This window comes from Streptomyces sp. NPDC042201, assembly GCF_055582185.1.
Genome location: NZ_JBVJDS010000020.1, coordinates 1 through 16461, shown reverse-complemented (window position 1 = coordinate 16461; position 16461 = coordinate 1). Strand labels below are relative to the sequence as shown.

Here is a 16461-nt window from a genome sequence, read left to right as displayed (position 1 = left end):
CCGCCCATGTCCGCACCCCGCACCGTCCTGCTCACCGGCGCCGCCGGCGGCCTCGGCACCCTGATGCGGGGCCTGCTGCCCGCGTACGGCTACGAACTGCGCCTCTTCGACGCCACCCCCATCGAGGGCGAGCCGGCCGCCATCACCGCCGATCTGGCGGACAAGGAGGCCCTGCGGGAGGCCGTGCGGGGCGTCGACGCGATCATCCACCTCGCGGGCATCTCGCTGGAAGCCTCCTTCGACAAGATCCTGCGCGCCAACATCGAGGGGACGTACAACCTCTACGAGGCGGCCCGCACGGAAGGCGTCCGGCGCACGGTCTTCGCCTCCAGCAACCACGCGATCGGCTTCACCCCGCGCCCGCGGGGCGATGATCCGCTCATCCCCATCGACGCCCCGCGCCGCCCCGACACGTACTACGGACTCTCCAAGTGCTTCGGCGAGGACCTCGCGCAGCTCTACTGGGATCTGCACGGCATGGAGACCGTCTCCGTCCGGATCGGCTCCTGCTTCCTGGAACCGGTCTCGGTCCGCATGCTCTCCGTCTGGATGAGCCCCGGCGACGGCGCCCGGCTCTTCCACGCCGCGCTCACCGCGGACCACGTCGGCCACAGCGTCGTCTACGGCTCCTCCGCCAACACCCGGCTGTGGTGGGACCTGACGACGGCGCGGGCGCTGGGGTACGAGCCCCAGGACGACTCGGAGCAGTACGCCGAGAAGCTCATCGCGGAACAGGGCGAACTGGACCCGGACAATCCGGACCACGCGCATCTGGGCGGCCACTTCACCACCAACCCGCCGCTGTGGCCCCACTGAGCGGGACCGGCGGACGAGCGGGACCGGCGGACGAGGAAGACAGGCGGACGAGCGGCACCGGCGGAACAATTCGCGCGACGGCCGCATGCGCGTACGGGCACGATGAGCGGATGCCCCGGCCTTTCGGATTCAACTATCAGCAGCGGGGTGACGGCTCGGTCGTCATCACGCATCGCGGCCGCGCCGCCACGGTGCTACGCGGCGGCCGGGCGGAGAAGTTCCTCGCCGAGGTGGAGTCGGGCGACGCCCAACTGGTGATGGCGCGCTGGACCGGTGCGTACAAATTCGGAAACGAACGCACGGCGCGCGGTCATCCGCGCAATCGGCGGTAGGTAAGGGAACGGTAAAGCGGGTTCGCTCGTTACGTCTGGCATGACAGCTATGACCCCCGGCTCGAACATCCCCCTCTCCACCACCCATGTGGCGGTGGACGTCGCCGCTCCGGTGCGGCTCGACGTATCGGGCCTGCTGCTCACCGCCGACGGCAAGGTGCGCTCAGATGACGACTTCATCTTCTACAACCAGCCGGCCGGCCCCGGTGTGAGCTACCGCTCGGGCGGGGGCTCCGCGCCGGACGCGATCGTCGTCGACACCGCGGCCGTCCCCGCCGGTATCGAGAAGATCGTCGTCACGGCGAGCCCGGACGCCGCGGGCCAGAGTTTCCAGGGCATCGAGCCCACCGCGACGGTCCGTGACGCCTCCGACGGCCGCGCGCTCGCCACCTTCACCCCGCCGCAGCTGGGCGCCGAGACCGCCCTCGTGATCGTGGAGATCTACAAGCGGAACGGCGCGTGGAAGGTCCGCGCGGTCGGCCAGGGATACGCCAACGGACTCGCCGGCATCGCCACCGACTTCGGCGTCTCGGTCGAGGAGCCCGCCCCGGCGGCCGCTCCCGTGCCCGCTCCGGCCCCCGCCGTGGCGGACCCGCGCGCCGCCGCCGCTCCCCCGGCGCCGGCCGCTGCGCCCGCCCCGCCCGCGGCCGCTCCGGGCAGCGGCAAGATCAACCTGGACAAGGGCCGGGTCAGCCTCCAGAAGAACCAGACGGTGTCCCTGGTCAAGGGCGGCCGCCCGCTGCTCTCCCAGGTCAAGATGGGCCTCGGCTGGGAGCCCGCGTACCGCGGCAAGGACATCGACCTCGACGCCTCCGTGATCGCCTACGGTCCGAACCGGAACCACCTGGACAGCTGCTACTTCGGCAAGCTCTCCATCCTCAACGGAGCGGTCAAGCACTCCGGCGACAACCTCACGGGAGAGGGCGCAGGTGACGACGAGGTGATCGTCGTCGATCTCGGCCGGCTGCCCGCCGACGCGACGGGCCTGGTCTTCACGGTCAACTCGTTCTCGGGCCAGAAGTTCACCGAGGTCGCCAAGGCCTACTGCCGGCTGATCGACGCGGCCACCGACGAGGAGCTGGTGCGCTTCGACCTGACCACCGCCGAGCCGCAGACCGGCGTGATGATGGCGAAGCTGATCAAGCAGTTCTCCGGCGAGTGGGAGATGACCGGCCTCGGGGAGTTCGTGAAGTCCCGCACGGTCCGCGGCATGGTGAAGCCCGCCGCGAAGATCCTCTGACCGACGGCGCGGGCGGCCGGGGGGCGGCCGCGCGGGCGGGCAAAAAAAGACGCCCCTACGGGCCGCCGCGGTCCCTCAGGACCCGCGGCGGCCCAGGGGCTCGGCCTCCCGCTCCAGGCTCGGCTTCAGAGCTTGGTGAGCTTGGCGAAGGGGCTCAGGATCCTCCCCTGTCGCCCCGAGAAATCGATGAGCACGGCATGTTCGCCCTCGACTCCGATGACTCTGCCCAACCCGAACTGATCGTGGGAGACACGGTCTCCCACATCGAACTGCTCGGGCGGGGGTGAGGCCGGGGCCTGGCGGTTGAAGGGACTGGACGGCAGGTGGCGCCGGGATCCGGCTGACTTTGTCATTACTTGGAGTATGCGCCCAAGGGGCCCTGCCGCGCCATGCCCGGCGTCCGACGGGCCGCCGGATCACCCCTTCCAGGGCCAGTCCGCGTCCCGTCCGCTCTCCAGCAGCGAGACCATGCGGAACGCCGCGTCCGTCAGGCCACCGAAGGTATGCCGCCCGTCCTGACCGGACGGGGCGTGCCCGGCCCGGTACCCCGCGAGATTCCAGGTATAGACCGGGACATCCGCCGGAACCTGCCCGGCCGGATCCCCGTGACCGTGGTATGCCGCCTGCTCATCCGTGATGATCATCACGCGGTCATGGCGCCGGTAGTGGGTGCGGACGGCCTCGGTGGTGTTCGTGCCGCCGAGGCTCCCGAAACGCTCCAGGACCTTCAGCACGGACTCGCCCCGCCGGTAGGCCACCGGCGCGCTCGTCGTACCGAACTCCACCAGATCGGCGTCCGCCGCCCGCATCGCCACCGCCGCACCGAAGATCGCGGCGGCGTCGGCGCGGTTGAGCTCGGAGCGGTCCGAGAGCCGGTTCCACATCGAACCCGAACGGTCGACCAGGATCAGCGTCCTGCCGGACAGCGACGGCACATTGGCCAGCGAATGACCGAGCGCCTTCTCCAGCGGATACGCCCAGCGCAGCGACGGCGCGTGCTGGTACGCCGCGAGATAGCGGAACGGGAACTGTCCTGCCCTCGCGACCACTTCGGGATCGGAGATCTTCGCCGCGACCCCCGCCGCGACCTCGTCCCCGACCCCTGCCTGGTCGAAGTTCCGCAGGTTACGGAGCAGGGCCATCGCGCCCATGGACGGGATGACGGCTTCCCAGGCCGCCGCGTCCATCGGGCCCTGCAGCCAGCCCGCGAGCGCCTCCCAGGTCATGCCCGCCTCGGCCAGACGCGCCGCGCCGTCGCGGGCGGTGACCACCGCCCGCCGCTCCGCGACCGGCAGCCCCATCAGCGCCCGGTGGGCGGTGAGGACGCGGTCCGAGACGGGCGGGACGGCGGCCTCCGGGTGGTGGCGCCGGTCGAGGGCGTAACGGAACAGCTCGCCCTGCCACGGCTTCGCCGGGTCGGGCGCGGCATGGACCAGGTTGAGGATGTCGCCGAAGCGGTACCCCTTGGCGGCGGTGTCGTACTTGAGCAGCGACTTTCCGTTGTAGAGCCGTCGGACGGCGTCCGCGATGCCGCGCTTGACGGGCTTGGGGACATTGCCGCCGTACCGCGAGGTCCAGTAGCCGAGCAGCTCGCCCGGCTCGTCCGGGCGCAGCAGGACGGAGGTGACGACCTGCCGGTTGGCCGGGCCGTCCGTGGCGCCCGCGTCGAGCCGCGCCTTGACGTACTCGGCGGCGCCGACGATCGAAGCGGTGCGCATCCGGCCGTCGTTCCGCAGCCAGCCGAGCAGCGCGGCGGTCCACTCCGGGTCCTCGACGGCGAGCTTGCGCACGAGCCCGGCGAACCGGTCGTCGCGCTCGTCGCCCGGCTCGTAAAATGTCTGCTGCGCGACGAAGTTGGCGACGGCGAGCAGGAAGAGTTCGGACTTGGGGTCACGCAGGACGCCCGCGCCGCCCTCGTGGGTGCGCGTGGTGACACCGGCCGACCGTACGGGCGACGTGGTGCGGGCCTTGGTGGTACGGGTGTTGAAGCGGGCCATGAGAATTCCCCCGAATTCCAGAATGCCGGATGTTCAGGGAAAGCGCGGCGTGCACAGCGGCACGCCGCGCCTCCCGAGATCAAAGTGGCCGCGGCGTGATTTCGGGAAAGGAAGTAGCCGCGGCCCGCGCACCGGGAGGTGCGTGCCTGAAGTCGAATGTCCAGAGATCAAGGCCGGCGGAACCGACGTGTGGTGCTCTGCCGAACTGAGCTACACCGGCACGAAATGCCGGTGGCGGGATTCGAACCCGCGGCCTCCCCATTAGAAGTGGAAGTAGGTCCTGCCTGTCGCACCTGGACAAGGATCACTTTAGGAGGGGCGACCGAGCGGGTGCCACGGGTTTTCGGCGGAGCGTGGAACCGGCGGCGTCGGTACGGGCATACCGCGCGGTCAGTGCCGCGGCGAGCGCCGCCACGGGCCGGTGATGGCCAGCATGATGCCCGGCTCCTGGATATTGGCGTACAGCGTGCGGCCGTCGGGCGAGAAGACGACGCCGGTGAACTCGCTGTCGTTGAGGTCGTTGCGGGCGAGGGGATACGTACGACCGCGCTCCGTCGCGCCGAACAGGTGCTGGACGCCTTCACCGTCCTCCGCGATGACCAGACCGCCGTACGGGGAGACGGTGATGTTGTCCGGGCCGTCGAAGGCGCCGTCCCGGTCCGGTTCTGCGTTGACGCCCAGCAGCACCTTGAGCATCAGCGTGCGCCGCCTGGGGTGGTAGAACCACACCTGCCCGTCGTGCGGGGCGCCCGGGCTCTCGTCACGGGCGTACGAGGAGACGAGATACGCGCCGCCGTCCGCCCACCACATGCCTTCCAGCTTCCTGGCCCGTGTGACGTCCTCGCCGTCGAACTGCTCCCGCACGTCAACGGTCTTCGCGTCCCGGTCGGGTACGTCCAGCCAGTCCACGCCGTAGACGGTGCCCAGTTTGGTGGCGCGCGAGAGGTCGTCGACGAAGCGGCCGCCCGCGTCGAAGCAGCGGGGCGCTTGCAGGGTGCCCGCGTCGTCGGCGAGCCGGCGCAGCCGGCCGCGCCCGTGCTTGAAGCCGTGCGGCGGAACCCACCGGTAGAGGAGCCCGTTGGGGCCCGAGGCGTCCTCCGTCAGATAGGCGTAGCCGGTACGGGGATCGACGACGACGGCCTCGTGGTCGAAGCGGCCGAAGGCCTTGACGGGCCGCGGGTCACGGTTGGCGCGGCGGTCGTAGGGGTCGACCTCGAAGACATAGCCGTGGTCCTTGGTCATGCCGTTCTCACCGGCCCGGTCGGAGTTCTCCTCGCAGGTGAGCCAGGTGCCCCAGGCGGTGCGTCCGCCGGCGCAGTTGGTGGAGGTACCGGCGATGCCGACCCACTCCGCGGTGTGGCCGTCGTGGTGGGTCTCGACGACGGTGCAGCCGCCGGCCGCGGCGGGGTCGTACACCAGGCCCTCGGTGAGCGGCACCGGGTACTGCCAGTCGGCCCTGGGGCCCTTCAGCTCGTGGTTGTTGACGAGCAGCGTGACTCCGCGCGGGCCCTCGAACGTCGCGGTGCCGTCGTGGTTGGAGGGGGTGTCCTCGCCGGTCTCCAGCTTGGTGACACCGCTGTGCGTGATGACCTGGTACGAGAAGCCGGCCGGCAGCGCGTGCATGCCCCGGCGGTCGGGGACCAGCCGTCCGTACCCCGGCTCGGGCGCGGCCGCGCCGCTGACCTCGGGAGCATCCTCGGCGGCGAGCGCGCCGGGCGCGGTGGCGAGGGCGCCCGCGGCGCCGGTGACGACGAATCCCGCCCCGGTGAGTGCGGATTTTCCGGTGAATTCCCTGCGGGTCAGCGGCATCACGGTCTCCTGAAGGGCACCTGAGTCGGGGTTACGCTCCCGACACTCCCGCCCGCGCCTGAACGCCGGTTGAACACCGTCCGACATCGAAAGGCCCCCTTCCATGAACCTGCCAGCCACCGGCCGCCGTGTCCTCGTCAGCGGCGCCTCCCGCGGCCTCGGCCGCGCCGTCGCCCGGGCCTTCGCCGCCAACGGCGACCGGGTCGCCGTCCACTACGGCAGCCGCGCCTCGGACGCCCGGCTCACCCTGTCGTCGCTGGCCGGTACGGGCCATGCCCTGGTGGGCGGCGATCTCTCGGACCCGGCCGGGGCGGCGCGGGTCGCGGACGAGGCGGCGGAGGCGCTCGGCGGGATCGATGTGCTGGTCAACAACGCGGCGGTGAACGAGCGTCATCCGCTGGCCACGACGTCGTACGAGGAGTGGGCGGAGGCCTGGCAGCGCCACATGTCCGTGAACCTCCTGGCCACGGCCCTGCTCAGCCACCGCGCCGCCCGCTCCATGATCGACCGGGGCGCGGCGGGCCGGATCGTCAACATCGGCTCCCGGGGCGCCTTCCGCGGCGAACCGGACCACCCGGCCTACGGCGCCACCAAGGCGGCGGTCCACGCCCTGGGCCAGTCCCTGGCGGTCTCCCTGGCCCCGCACGGCATCGGCGTGGCCTCCGTCGCCCCGGGCTTCTTCAGCACGGAACGGGTGGCGGACCGGCTGGCCGGCGCCGAAGGTGACGCGATCCGCGCGCAGAGCCCGTTCGGCCGGGTGGCGTCCCCGGAGGAAGTGGCGGACGCGGTGCTCTGGCTGGCGTCGCCGTCGGCGGAGTGGTCCTCGGGAGCGATCCTGGACCTGAACGGCGCGTCGCATCTCCGTATGTAGGGGCCGGGCGGGGGGTGGGGACCGGCCCCGGCCCCCACCCCCCGCCGTGCGACCCCCCGGCCCTCATCCCCCGCCGGGCGACCCCGTGTCCGTACCCCTCAGGCGCTCCCACGCGAGCGCGCCTTGAACGCCGCCTTCCGCGCGTCCTTCGACGCCGCCCGGTCGCGGTGCAGCCGCCCCATCGCCTCCAGCACCTCTGCCGTCGCCGGATGGTCGACCCGCCACGCCGCGTCGAAGAAGCCGCGGTGCCGGCCGACCAGGCTCTCGACCAGTTCCTGGAGTTCGGCCGGCTCGTCCTCGGCGTCGAGCTGCGCCGCGATCGTGTCGATGGCCAGCCAGAAGATCATCGACTCGGGCGGCGGCGGCACGTCACCGGCCCCCAGCTCGGCCAGCCAGACGCGGGCCAGGCCGCCCAGTTCCGCGTCGTCCAGGACCTCCCGTACCGCGGGCTCGGCCTCCGCGCCGACGAGCGAGAGCGCCTGCTGGCAGTGGAGGCGGCGCAGCGGAGCGCCGGGGTCGGTGCCGCGGGCGGCGGCGAGCAGTTCACGCGCGGCCTCCGCCGGCGCGCGGCGGGCCAGCCACTGTTCCGTCTCGGCGCGGGCGGACAGCTCGGGGAAGTGCGCGACGCCGTCGAGCAGCGCGTGCGCGTCCTTGTCCGCGAGATCGCCGACGGCGGGGGCGTCGACCCCCGCCGCCAGCATCCGTGACCTGATGCCGTGCAGCCCGAGCGGCGTCAGCTGGACCATCCCGTAGCGGGTGACGTCCTCCGCGTCGATGGACGGGGTGGACCCGTTCGCCTGGTCCTCGCTGTCCTCCGCCATCAGGGCCTCGTCCACCGGCGTGTACGAGACGAGTCCGATCGGCTCCAGCAGCCGGAACTGGTCGTCCAGCCGCATCATCGCCTCGGACACCTGCTCCAGGATGTCGTCGGTGGGGTCGCCCATGTCTTCGGGCACGATCATCGAGGCGGCGAGGACGGGCAGCGGTACGGGGCCTTCCGCCGCGTCGCCGTCGGCGAGGGTGAGCAGGTAGAGATTGCCGAGGACGCCCTCCAGGAATTCCGCCTCCGCCTCCGGATCCCAGTCCAGCGACTCGAGGTCGATCTCGCCGTCGTCGCCGATGGCCGCGGCCAGGTCGTCCAGGACGGGCGCGGTGGCGTCGGCGAACACGACGTCGAGGGCGTCCAGCCAGAGCGACAGGATGTCCTGGGGGGAGCCGGAGGTGATCCGCCCGAGCTGCGGGCCCGCGGTGACGCGCCCCGCGGTGTGGTCCTCGTCCGAGCGGCCGTGCGCGTCCTCGTCCGAGTCCTCGACCGTGACAAGTCCCGTATCGACGGCGACCCGCCACGCCTCGCTCGCGTACGCCTCGCCGTCCCCCTCCGTCAGCTCGTCGCCGAGGCCGAGCACTTCAGCCGCCGCGGGGAGCTGCTCGTCGACCAGCTCGCCGCCGGCCCCGACCCGCGTCCCCGGCCCCGCCCAGCGGGCGAGGCGCACCGCGCGGGCGAGCAGCGGGGCGGCGAGCGCGTCCCGCGCCAGTTCCGCGTCCGAGGGCAGTCGCACCGGCGGCAGGGTGGGGAGGTCTCCGGGCATCTGGCGGTTCTCCTTGCGGCGTGCGGGATCAATGCCTTTCCAGCGTAGACGTTTTTGGCCCCTTCCCACCCGGTTCCTGTCCCCGACAAGCGGCGTACAGCCGGGCGCCCTTGACAAGAGCTCGTCCAGCCAAGAGATTGACGCGCGTAGAACCGCGTGGAACCACCCTCGTCCCTCACTTCCGGAGTTCAGTGATGCCTTCTTCCGTACCGAGAGCGGCCGCCGTGCCCGCTCTCGTCGCCACCGCTCTGGCCGCCGGACTGCTCGCCGGCGCGGGCCCCGCCACCGCCGCGGAGATCCGGATCCACGGCATTCAGGGCACCGGCCGAATATCGCCGCTGGTGAGCGCCCCGGTCACCGACGTCCCCGGCATCGTCACCGGCGTACGGACCTCCGGCTCCCGGGGCTTCTGGATCCAGGACCCGAACCCGGACCGCGACGACGCCACCAGTGAGGGCGTCTTCGTCTTCACCAGCACCGCGCCGACCGTCGCCGTGGGCGACTCCGTGCTGGTCTCCGGCACCGTCGCCGAGTACATCCCCGGCGGCGCCGCCTCCGGCAACCAGTCGCTCACCCAGATCACCTCGCCGAAGGTGACGGTCGTCTCCGCCGGCAACAAGGTCCCCGCGCCGGTCACCATTTCGGAGAAGTCGGTGCCCTCGGCGTACGCCCCGAAGGGCGACCCGGCGGCCGACGGCAGCATCAACGGCCTTGCTCTCAAGCCCCGTAGCTACGCCCTCGACCACTACGAGTCGCTGGAGGGCATGAACGTCCGCATCGGCGGCTCGCGCGTGGTCGGCGCCACCGACGCGTTCGCCGAGCTGTGGGTGACGGTGAAGCCGCAGGAGAACGACAACCGCCGCGGCGGCACGGTCTACGGCTCGTACACGTCCCAGAACACCGGCCGGCTGCAGATCCAGCAGCTGGCTCCGGTCGCCGAGCGGCCCTTCCCGACCGCGAACGTCGGCGACACCCTGTCCGGGACCACCGAAGGCCCCCTGGACTTCAACCAGTACGGCGGCTACACGCTCGTCGCCCGCACGCTGGGCACGGTCACCGACCGGAAGCTGACGCGCGAGACCACCCGTCCGCAGCGCGACGCCGAGCTGGCGGTCGCCACGTACAACGTCGAGAACCTCGCGCCCTCCGACCCGCAGGCGAAGTTCGACGCGCTCGCGGACGCGGTCGTGCGGAACCTGGCCTCCCCCGACATCCTGGCGCTGGAGGAGATCCAGGACAACACGGGCGCCACGAACGACGGAACGGTGTCCGCCGAGGAGACCATCAAGAAGTTCACCGCGGCGGTCACCGCGGCCGGTGGCCCCTCCTACGCCTGGCGTACGGTCGACCCGGAGAACAACACGGACGGCGGCGCGCCCGGCGGCAACATCCGCCAGGTCTTCCTCTACAACCCGGCGCGGGTCTCCTTCACCGACCGCCCCGGCGGCGACGCGACGACGGCGACGGGCGTCGTACGCGCGAACGGCCGCGCGGCCCTCACCCTCTCACCCGGCCGGATCGACCCGGCGAACGCCGCCTGGACGACTAGCCGCAAGCCGCTCGCCGGTGAGTTCTCCTTCCGCGGCCGCCCGGTCTTCGTGATCGCGAACCACTTCGCCTCGAAGGGCGGCGACGAGAGCCTGACCTCGCACCACCAGCCGGTCAACCGTGTCTCCGAGGTCCAGCGGCTCCAGCAGGCACAGTCGGTGAACGCCTTCGTCAAGGACATCCTCGCGGCGCAGCGCGACGCGGACGTCCTCGTCCTCGGCGACATCAACGACTTCGAGTTCTCGGACACGGCCAAGGCGCTGTCCGCCGGCGGCGCGCTCTACCCGGCGGTGAAGTCCCTGCCCGCCTCGGAGCGTTACTCGTACGTCTACCAGGGCAACACGCAGGTCCTGGACCAGATCCTGACCAGTCCGTCGATCACCGGCGGCTCCTTCGACTACGACAGCGTGCACATCAACGCGGAGTTCGCCCAGCAGAACAGCGACCACGACCCGCAGGTGCTGCGCTTCCGCCCCTGAGAAGCCGCGGTGGTCCGGCCATACCCCACGTACGGCCGGACCACCGCTCTCACCCGGCGCTCAGGCTGATCGCGGTGTGTACCGCCGCCACTGTGGCCGGGTGATCCCGAGCGGGCCCGGACCGGCGCCCCTCAGACCACGACGTCGAACCACGGCCGGCGCGTGGCCGCCCAGTGGCCCACCCAGGCGGCGAAGCCCTCGGCGGTGGGGTGGCCGAACGCCGCTCCGAAGGGCGCCGCGCCCACGTCGCTGATGTTCCAGATCCGGCCCCGGTGCGCGCCCGTGACGACAAGATGCCAGTACATACCGCAGCCGTCCGTGCCCAGCACCACGCTGCCGTGGTTGCACACCTCGTCGATGAGGGGCTCGATCTCCTCGTACGGACGAGGGTCGTCCTCCCACACCCAGGCCTCGGTGAGCGGGAAGGGCTTCGACAGCACCCGCTGCTTCTCGTCGCAGCCCCAGTCGGCGGGCACGGCCGCCACGGGTATCAGCCCGTCGACATCGGCGGGCCCTTCGCTACAGCCGTCGCAGATCTCGGCGACCAGCGTGCGGTACGGCTCGGGCAGGACGATCCCCTGTTCACGCTCGAAGGCGCGCACCGCGTCCCATCCCAGCGCCGGCGTGCAGTGCTCCGGCGGGAAGGCCGCGCGCAGCGCGTCGAGTTCGCTCCGGTCCGCTTCGCCCGGGTTGGCGTATTCGGTGTCCATGCTCTCCATGCTCTCCATTGGAACAGCGACCTCTGACAGTTCGGTCACCGTTACCCCGAGGCCCCCTCCGGCACGCCGTGGTGCGGGGCTCCGGTCCTCGTCGCGAGGGGCGGTAAGAGCGGAAGCAGCGGGGGCCGGAAGGTACGCGTCATGGGAGCATCCTGCCGCATCCCGAACGGTCAATCGATCACCATTTGATGCCGAAATACGGGCAGCGCGCCCCGTTTTAACGGCTCAGGACGTCACCGTCCGGTGGTTTCCGAGGTCGGCGCATCCGGCCGCGGCCATCGGCACCAATACCCCGGCCGCCGCAGCGGCCGAACGGCGTATCCCCCTCGTGCGGCCTTCTCCCGGATCGGGCCCCTTGCAAGGCCGTCGCCGACCCTGCCGGACACCTCATCGGCCGATACTTTTCAGCGCAGCTACACCTTCACCCCAAGAGGAACTAAGTGGACCTTCACAGTGCTCCGGCGGACACTGCCGGTATGAGCACTCCACGCCCCTTCGGCCGCGCCCTGTGCGCCATGATCACGCCCTTCACCGCCGCCGGAGAGCTGGATCTGGACGGCGCCCGCAAGCTCGCGGGCCATCTGGTGGCCGAGGGATGCGACGGACTGGTCCTGAACGGCACCACCGGCGAGTCCCCCACCACCACGGACGCCGAGAAGACCGCCCTCGTGCGGGCCGTGTGCGAGGAGGTCGGCGGGCGCGCCCAGATCGTCGCCGGTGTCGGCAGCGCCGACACCCGGCACACCATCGAACTGGCCGGAGCGGCCGAACAGGCGGGCGCGGACGGCCTGCTGGTGGTGACGCCGTACTACAGCCGCCCGCCGCAGCCGGCCGTCGAGGCGCACTTCCTGCGCGTCGCCGACGCGGCGGGCATCCCGCTGATGCTCTACGACATCCCGGGCCGCACCGGCACCCGTATCGAGCCGGCGACGATGCTCCGCCTCGCCGCACACCCCCGTATCGTCGCCGTCAAGGACTGCGCGTACGACCTGCTCGGCAGCTCCACGGTGATCGCCCGCACCTCGCTCGCGTACTACTCGGGGTGCGAGGAGCTGAATCTCCCGCTGTACGCGGTCGGCGGCGCCGGATTCGTCAGCACGGTCGCCAACGTCGCGCCCCGGCAGCTGCGGTCCGCCCTCGACGCGTACGACTCCGGCGCGTGCGCCGAATCCGTCCGCCTCAACCAGCTCACCCTGCCGCTGGCCGAGCTGATGATGGCGTCCGGGCTGCCCGGCACGGTCACCGCGAAGGCGCTGCTCGACGGGCTCGGTATGCCGGCGGGACCGGTCCGTGAACCGCTGCAGCCCGCCGGCCGGGAGACGGCCGACGGGCTGCTGAAGGCGTACGGAGAACTCGCGGGCGCCGCCTGCCCGGCGTGACCAGCGTGACCGCGTGACCGCTGCCGTGACCGGTACGGCCGGTGTGCTCAGTTGTGGTGCTCAGTTGTGGCTGTGGAGCACGTCGTTGAGGCCGCCCCAGACCGCGTTGTTCGGACGGGCCTCGACGGCGCCGGTGACCGAGTTGCGGCGGAAGAGGATGTTGCTCGCGCCGGACAGCTCACGCGCCTTGACGATCTGCCCGTCGGGCAGCGTCACGCGCGTACCGGCCGTGACATACAGCCCCGCCTCGACGACGCACTCGTCGCCGAGCGCGATGCCGATCCCCGCCTCGGCGCCGATCAGGCAGCGCTCACCGATCACGATGCGCTCCTTGCCTCCGCCGGAGAGGGTGCCCATGGTGGAGGCGCCGCCGCCGATGTCCGTGCCGTCGCCGATGACGACGCCGGCCGAGATCCGGCCCTCGACCATGGAGGTGCCGAGCGTGCCGGCGTTGAAGTTGACGAAGCCCTCGTGCATCACGGTGGTGCCCTCGGCGAGGTGCGCGCCGAGGCGTACCCGGTCGGCGTCGGCGATCCGGACCCCCTTGGGGGCGACGTAGTCAGTCATCCGCGGGAACTTGTCGACCGAGGTCACCTGAAGGTGCAGCCCCTCGGCGCGGGCGTTGAGCCGTACCGCCTCCAGGGCGCCGACGGAGACCGGACCGAGCGAGGTCCAGGCGACATTGGCGAGCAGCCCGAAGAGACCGTCCAGGTTCTGGCCGTGCGGCTCGATCAGGCGGTGGCTGAGCAGATGCAGGCGCAGATAGGCGTCGTGCGCGTCCAGCGGCTTGTCGTCGAGCGAGGCGATGACCGTACGGACGGCGACGACCTCGACCCCGCGGCGTGCGTCGGGCCCGATGGCCTTGGCCGCGCCGTCCCCCAGCAGCTCCACGGCACGCTCGGCGGTCAGCCGCTCCGTGCCGGCCGGGCCGGGCTCCGCGGAGAGTCCGGGGGCGGGGAACCAGGTGTCGAGGACGGTGCCGTCCTCGGCGAGGGTGGCGAGGCCGGCGGCGACGGCGCCGGTGGTGCGGGGAGAAGTCGTGTCGGTCATGTTCAGAACTTAACGGGCGGGGCGGGGCGCGGGCGAACCGGTCTCAGGTGACGGGCGCGTCCCCCCGCGCGTACGCGTATCCGGCCGGCGCGGCGCACCGGGTGGGCAGCGCTCAGCTCAGACGGTTGGGATCGCGGCCGCCCGCCGCGTGGTCGACGTCGTCCTCCGCCCGCGGCAGCGGCGCGTGCCCTTCGGAGTGGTGGTTGACCCAGCCGCAGACGCCACAGCTGTAGCGGCCGTCGAGCCCGGCGATCAGCGTGCCGCACTGCCTGCACTCGGCATAGGTGATCTCAGGGCCCGGGGGTGGGGTGTCCATTCGATCAACTTACCTCCGCCGGGCGGGGCGGCCGGCGGGCGGCCCGGCTCACGGAATCAGCCGCCCCAGCATCTCGCGCGCGTACTCGGCGTCGTACACCGCGTCCGTGAGCAGCACCTGCAGACAGATCCCGTCCAGCAGCGCGACCAGCGCCCGCGCGGTGACCGGATCGGTGTGCCGGGCCAGGGCCTCGGCGACGCCGTCGCCCCACTCGGCCGCGACCGGGCGCAGCGCGGGCTTGCGCAGGGCCGCGAGATACAGCTCGTACTCCAGCTCCACCCCCGTACGCTCCCCGGCGAGCCACTCCCCGGTGAGCCGGGCCAGCTCGGCGGGCACATCGCACCCTGGGTGGGCGAAGACCTCGCTCTCCCGTACCGCGGCGGCGAACCCCTCGTTGGCCTGCCGCAACGCGGCGACCAGGACTTCGTCCAGGGAGGCGAAGTGGTACGTGGTCGAGCCGAGCGGCACATCGGCCTCGGCGGCGACCGTGCGATGGCTCAGCCCGGCGATACCGCTGCGTCCGACGACCCGGATCGCGGCGTCGATGATGCGCTGGCGCCGCTCGGGGTCGTAACGACGGCTCATCAGTGGGCCCCTCCGAGGTTGAGTACGACCACGCCCGCAATCACGAGGGCGATGCCGGCCAGTTTGACCAGATTCGCCGACTCCCCCAGGAAGATCATGCCGATGGCGGCGATGACCGCCGTGCCGGCGCCGGCCCAGATCGCGTAGGCGGTGCCTATGGAGAGCGTCTTCAGCGTCTGCGCGAGCAGGGTGAAGGCGAGCACATAGCCGACGACGGTCAGCAGCGAGGGCCACAGCCGGGTGAAGCCCTCGCTGTATTTCATGGCCGTCGTGCCGGCCACCTCCGCCGCGATGGCCGCGGCCAGTAGTCCGTATCCCATGCGTACGAGTGTACGCATCGATGTGTACGGTCGTACACACCCCTGGGGCGCACCGGTACGCACCGGTCTGCGCCGAACCGCTACGGTGTGCCGTTCGGGCAGGGGCGAGGAAGAGCGGGGCAGCGGTGACACAGGGCACGGGGTGGGGCGGGGACGGCGGACCGCACGGAAACGGTCCGTACGGGAACGGTCCGTACGGGAACGGTCCGTACGGAAACGGCCCGCAGGGTCCTTACGGCTGGGGCGGCTGGACGCCCCCTCCGCCGCCCAAGCCCGGGGTCATCCCGCTGGCACCGCTCGACCTGGGCGGGATACTGGGCGGCGCGTTCGCCACGCTCGGCCGCTACTGGAAGCAGCTGTTCGGGGTGGCCCTGACGGTGTACGGCGCCGCCATGCTGGCGGTCGCGGCCGCGGCGGCGGTCGCCTACGGCGCCGTCGGCGACCATCTGCCCAAGGTCTTCGACCCGCCGTACGACGTGGATCCGTCCTGGACCGACATCCGGCCGCTGCTGATCGCCTTCGGCTGTGTCTGGGCCTTCGGCATGCTGGCGCTGCTGGCCGCCACGGCGATGATCCAGGCCACCTGTCCCGCGATAGTCCAGGACGCCGTCCTGGGGCGTCCCGCCACGTTCGGCGCGATATGGCGCCGGGCCTCGGCCCGGATTCCCGCGGTGCTCGGCACGGTCGTCATCAGCGCCCTGATCAGCCTCGTCCCGATGGTCCTGCTGCTCGCGGGGTTCGGCGCCATCCTGTTCACGTACGTGGCGCTGGACGGCTCCGGCGGGGCCACCTGGCTGATCCCGCTCGGCTTCCTGGGCGCGCTGGCGTTCGCGCCCCTGGCGGTCTGGCTGTGGGTCCGCTTCAGCCTGGCCCCGGCGGCCGCCGTGATCGAGGCGCAGGGCCCGCTCGCGGCCCTGCGCCGCTCGGCGGACCTGGTGCGCGGCGCCTGGTGGCGGATCTTCGGGATCTCGCTGCTGGCCTACGTCATGGCGGCCGTCACGAGCATGGTGATCCAGCAGCTGGTCAACGTGGTGGGCCTGTTCCCCGGCATGATCGGCGCGTCCGACGTCGACGGCGACCCGACCGCCGCCCAGCTGCTGGTGGCCGTCGGCGGCTATCTGCTGCTGGTCCTGTTCTCCCAGCTGATCAGCCAGCTCATCACGACGACGTTCCCGCAGCTCGTACTGAACCTGCTGTACATGGATCAGCGCATCCGCAAGGAGAACCTGGCCGCCGCCCTGATCGAGGCCGCGGCCGTCCCGCCCGCGCGCTAGCTCCGGTCCGTAGCGGAACACGCGAAAGGGCCCCACGACCCGGCTTGCGTTCTAGTGGTCGTTGCAACACCCCAGTTCAAGGGGTGCGATGGACTTCGAGGTCCGGGGCGACCGGAAGCCACAGGGACGACGGAAGC

The 16461-nt window shown here is 71.7% G+C and carries 16 protein-coding genes; 7 read left to right on the top strand and 9 right to left on the bottom strand.

Going from position 1 to position 16461, the window contains the following annotated elements:
• Nucleotides 1-6 precede the first annotated feature (6 nt).
• From ACZ6MZ_RS32660 to ACZ6MZ_RS32650, 3 genes are all read left to right on the top strand, one after another.
• Complete coding sequence (locus ACZ6MZ_RS32660) at nucleotides 7-816, top strand: NAD-dependent epimerase/dehydratase family protein (protein WP_469356128.1); 810 nt, start codon at nucleotides 7-9, stop codon at nucleotides 814-816.
• A gap of 110 nt (nucleotides 817-926) precedes the next feature.
• Complete coding sequence (locus tag ACZ6MZ_RS32655) at nucleotides 927-1148, top strand: hypothetical protein (protein ID WP_389792183.1); 222 nt, start codon at nucleotides 927-929, stop codon at nucleotides 1146-1148.
• 40 nt (nucleotides 1149-1188) lie between these two features.
• The gene (locus ACZ6MZ_RS32650) at nucleotides 1189-2388 is read left to right on the top strand and encodes a TerD family protein (RefSeq protein WP_469356126.1); all 1200 of its coding nucleotides are present in this window, start codon (nucleotides 1189-1191) and stop codon (nucleotides 2386-2388) included.
• Nucleotides 2389-2513: 125 nt separating this feature from the next.
• Here the strand turns inward: ACZ6MZ_RS32650 and ACZ6MZ_RS32645 are convergent, their stop codons facing one another.
• The 3 genes from ACZ6MZ_RS32645 to ACZ6MZ_RS32635 all read right to left on the bottom strand — a co-directional run bounded on the left by ACZ6MZ_RS32645 (nucleotide 2514) and on the right by ACZ6MZ_RS32635 (nucleotide 6194).
• Nucleotides 2514-2741: a hypothetical protein gene (locus tag ACZ6MZ_RS32645; protein ID WP_078490871.1), complete on the bottom strand. Its 228-nt coding sequence runs from the start codon at nucleotides 2739-2741 to the stop codon at nucleotides 2514-2516.
• Between the two features lie 63 nt (nucleotides 2742-2804).
• Nucleotides 2805-4385: a TROVE domain-containing protein gene (locus ACZ6MZ_RS32640; RefSeq protein ID WP_469356124.1), complete on the bottom strand. Its 1581-nt coding sequence runs from the start codon at nucleotides 4383-4385 to the stop codon at nucleotides 2805-2807.
• A 390-nt stretch (nucleotides 4386-4775) separates the two neighbouring features.
• On the bottom strand, nucleotides 4776-6194 hold the full coding sequence (locus ACZ6MZ_RS32635) for an alkaline phosphatase PhoX (RefSeq protein WP_469356122.1): 1419 nt from the start codon (nucleotides 6192-6194) through the stop codon (nucleotides 4776-4778).
• A gap of 103 nt (nucleotides 6195-6297) precedes the next feature.
• Between ACZ6MZ_RS32635 and ACZ6MZ_RS32630 the strand changes: the two genes are divergently transcribed.
• Nucleotides 6298-7065, top strand: a complete 768-nt coding sequence (locus tag ACZ6MZ_RS32630; protein WP_389792175.1) for an SDR family NAD(P)-dependent oxidoreductase — start codon at nucleotides 6298-6300, stop codon at nucleotides 7063-7065.
• A gap of 98 nt (nucleotides 7066-7163) precedes the next feature.
• On the opposite strand, the gene ACZ6MZ_RS32625 is transcribed toward ACZ6MZ_RS32630, so the two are convergent.
• Nucleotides 7164-8654, bottom strand: a complete 1491-nt coding sequence (locus ACZ6MZ_RS32625) for a hypothetical protein (RefSeq protein ID WP_469356120.1) — start codon at nucleotides 8652-8654, stop codon at nucleotides 7164-7166.
• A gap of 194 nt (nucleotides 8655-8848) precedes the next feature.
• Here ACZ6MZ_RS32625 and ACZ6MZ_RS32620 point away from each other — a divergent pair, with 194 nt between their 5' ends.
• The gene (locus ACZ6MZ_RS32620) at nucleotides 8849-10681 is read left to right on the top strand and encodes an endonuclease/exonuclease/phosphatase family protein (protein ID WP_469356119.1); all 1833 of its coding nucleotides are present in this window, start codon (nucleotides 8849-8851) and stop codon (nucleotides 10679-10681) included.
• A 131-nt stretch (nucleotides 10682-10812) separates the two neighbouring features.
• Here ACZ6MZ_RS32620 and ACZ6MZ_RS32615 read toward each other — a convergent pair whose 3' ends face one another.
• Nucleotides 10813-11391: an SMI1/KNR4 family protein gene (locus ACZ6MZ_RS32615; protein ID WP_384183452.1), complete on the bottom strand. Its 579-nt coding sequence runs from the start codon at nucleotides 11389-11391 to the stop codon at nucleotides 10813-10815.
• Nucleotides 11392-11876: 485 nt separating this feature from the next.
• On the opposite strand from ACZ6MZ_RS32615, the gene dapA reads away from it, so the two are divergent.
• Entirely contained in the window at nucleotides 11877-12779 is a 903-nt protein-coding gene (dapA, locus tag ACZ6MZ_RS32610) for a 4-hydroxy-tetrahydrodipicolinate synthase (RefSeq protein ID WP_384183455.1), read from the top strand.
• Between the two features lie 60 nt (nucleotides 12780-12839).
• Here the strand turns inward: dapA and dapD are convergent, their stop codons facing one another.
• The 4 genes from dapD to ACZ6MZ_RS32590 all read right to left on the bottom strand — a co-directional run bounded on the left by dapD (nucleotide 12840) and on the right by ACZ6MZ_RS32590 (nucleotide 15050).
• Complete coding sequence (dapD, locus tag ACZ6MZ_RS32605; protein ID WP_469356115.1) at nucleotides 12840-13829, bottom strand: 2,3,4,5-tetrahydropyridine-2,6-dicarboxylate N-succinyltransferase; 990 nt, start codon at nucleotides 13827-13829, stop codon at nucleotides 12840-12842.
• Nucleotides 13830-13941: 112 nt separating this feature from the next.
• Nucleotides 13942-14145, bottom strand: coding sequence for a hypothetical protein (locus ACZ6MZ_RS32600; RefSeq protein ID WP_469356113.1), 204 nt, complete (start codon nucleotides 14143-14145; stop codon nucleotides 13942-13944).
• Between the two features lie 48 nt (nucleotides 14146-14193).
• A complete protein-coding gene (locus ACZ6MZ_RS32595; RefSeq protein WP_389790479.1) occupies nucleotides 14194-14730 on the bottom strand; it encodes a TetR/AcrR family transcriptional regulator in 537 nt (178 codons plus the stop codon).
• Nucleotides 14730-15050, bottom strand: coding sequence for a DMT family transporter (locus ACZ6MZ_RS32590; RefSeq protein ID WP_389790481.1), 321 nt, complete (start codon nucleotides 15048-15050; stop codon nucleotides 14730-14732). Before ACZ6MZ_RS32590 ends, ACZ6MZ_RS32595 begins: the two co-directional genes overlap by 1 nt.
• Before the next feature lie 125 nt (nucleotides 15051-15175).
• Here ACZ6MZ_RS32590 and ACZ6MZ_RS32585 point away from each other — a divergent pair, with 125 nt between their 5' ends.
• Nucleotides 15176-16324, top strand: a complete 1149-nt coding sequence (locus tag ACZ6MZ_RS32585) for a DUF7847 domain-containing protein (protein WP_469356111.1) — start codon at nucleotides 15176-15178, stop codon at nucleotides 16322-16324.
• Nucleotides 16325-16461: the final 137 nt, after the last annotated feature.

Bases quoted from the DNA above. Each gene is read 5' to 3' on its own strand.
- ACZ6MZ_RS32660 (WP_469356128.1), top strand. From the start codon at position 7: ATGTCCGCACCCCGCACCGTCCTGCTCACCGGCGCCGCCGGCGGCCTC.
- ACZ6MZ_RS32655 (WP_389792183.1), top strand. From the start codon at position 927: ATGCCCCGGCCTTTCGGATTCAACTATCAGCAGCGGGGTGACGGCTCG.
- ACZ6MZ_RS32650 (WP_469356126.1), top strand. From the start codon at position 1,189: ATGACAGCTATGACCCCCGGCTCGAACATCCCCCTCTCCACCACCCAT.
- ACZ6MZ_RS32645 (WP_078490871.1), bottom strand. From the start codon at position 2,741: ATGACAAAGTCAGCCGGATCCCGGCGCCACCTGCCGTCCAGTCCCTTC.
- ACZ6MZ_RS32640 (WP_469356124.1), bottom strand. From the start codon at position 4,385: ATGGCCCGCTTCAACACCCGTACCACCAAGGCCCGCACCACGTCGCCC.
- ACZ6MZ_RS32635 (WP_469356122.1), bottom strand. From the start codon at position 6,194: ATGCCGCTGACCCGCAGGGAATTCACCGGAAAATCCGCACTCACCGGG.
- ACZ6MZ_RS32630 (WP_389792175.1), top strand. From the start codon at position 6,298: ATGAACCTGCCAGCCACCGGCCGCCGTGTCCTCGTCAGCGGCGCCTCC.
- ACZ6MZ_RS32625 (WP_469356120.1), bottom strand. From the start codon at position 8,654: ATGCCCGGAGACCTCCCCACCCTGCCGCCGGTGCGACTGCCCTCGGAC.
- ACZ6MZ_RS32620 (WP_469356119.1), top strand. From the start codon at position 8,849: ATGCCTTCTTCCGTACCGAGAGCGGCCGCCGTGCCCGCTCTCGTCGCC.
- ACZ6MZ_RS32615 (WP_384183452.1), bottom strand. From the start codon at position 11,391: ATGGACACCGAATACGCCAACCCGGGCGAAGCGGACCGGAGCGAACTC.
- dapA (WP_384183455.1), top strand. From the start codon at position 11,877: ATGAGCACTCCACGCCCCTTCGGCCGCGCCCTGTGCGCCATGATCACG.
- dapD (WP_469356115.1), bottom strand. From the start codon at position 13,829: ATGACCGACACGACTTCTCCCCGCACCACCGGCGCCGTCGCCGCCGGC.
- ACZ6MZ_RS32600 (WP_469356113.1), bottom strand. From the start codon at position 14,145: ATGGACACCCCACCCCCGGGCCCTGAGATCACCTATGCCGAGTGCAGG.
- ACZ6MZ_RS32595 (WP_389790479.1), bottom strand. From the start codon at position 14,730: ATGAGCCGTCGTTACGACCCCGAGCGGCGCCAGCGCATCATCGACGCC.
- ACZ6MZ_RS32590 (WP_389790481.1), bottom strand. From the start codon at position 15,050: ATGGGATACGGACTACTGGCCGCGGCCATCGCGGCGGAGGTGGCCGGC.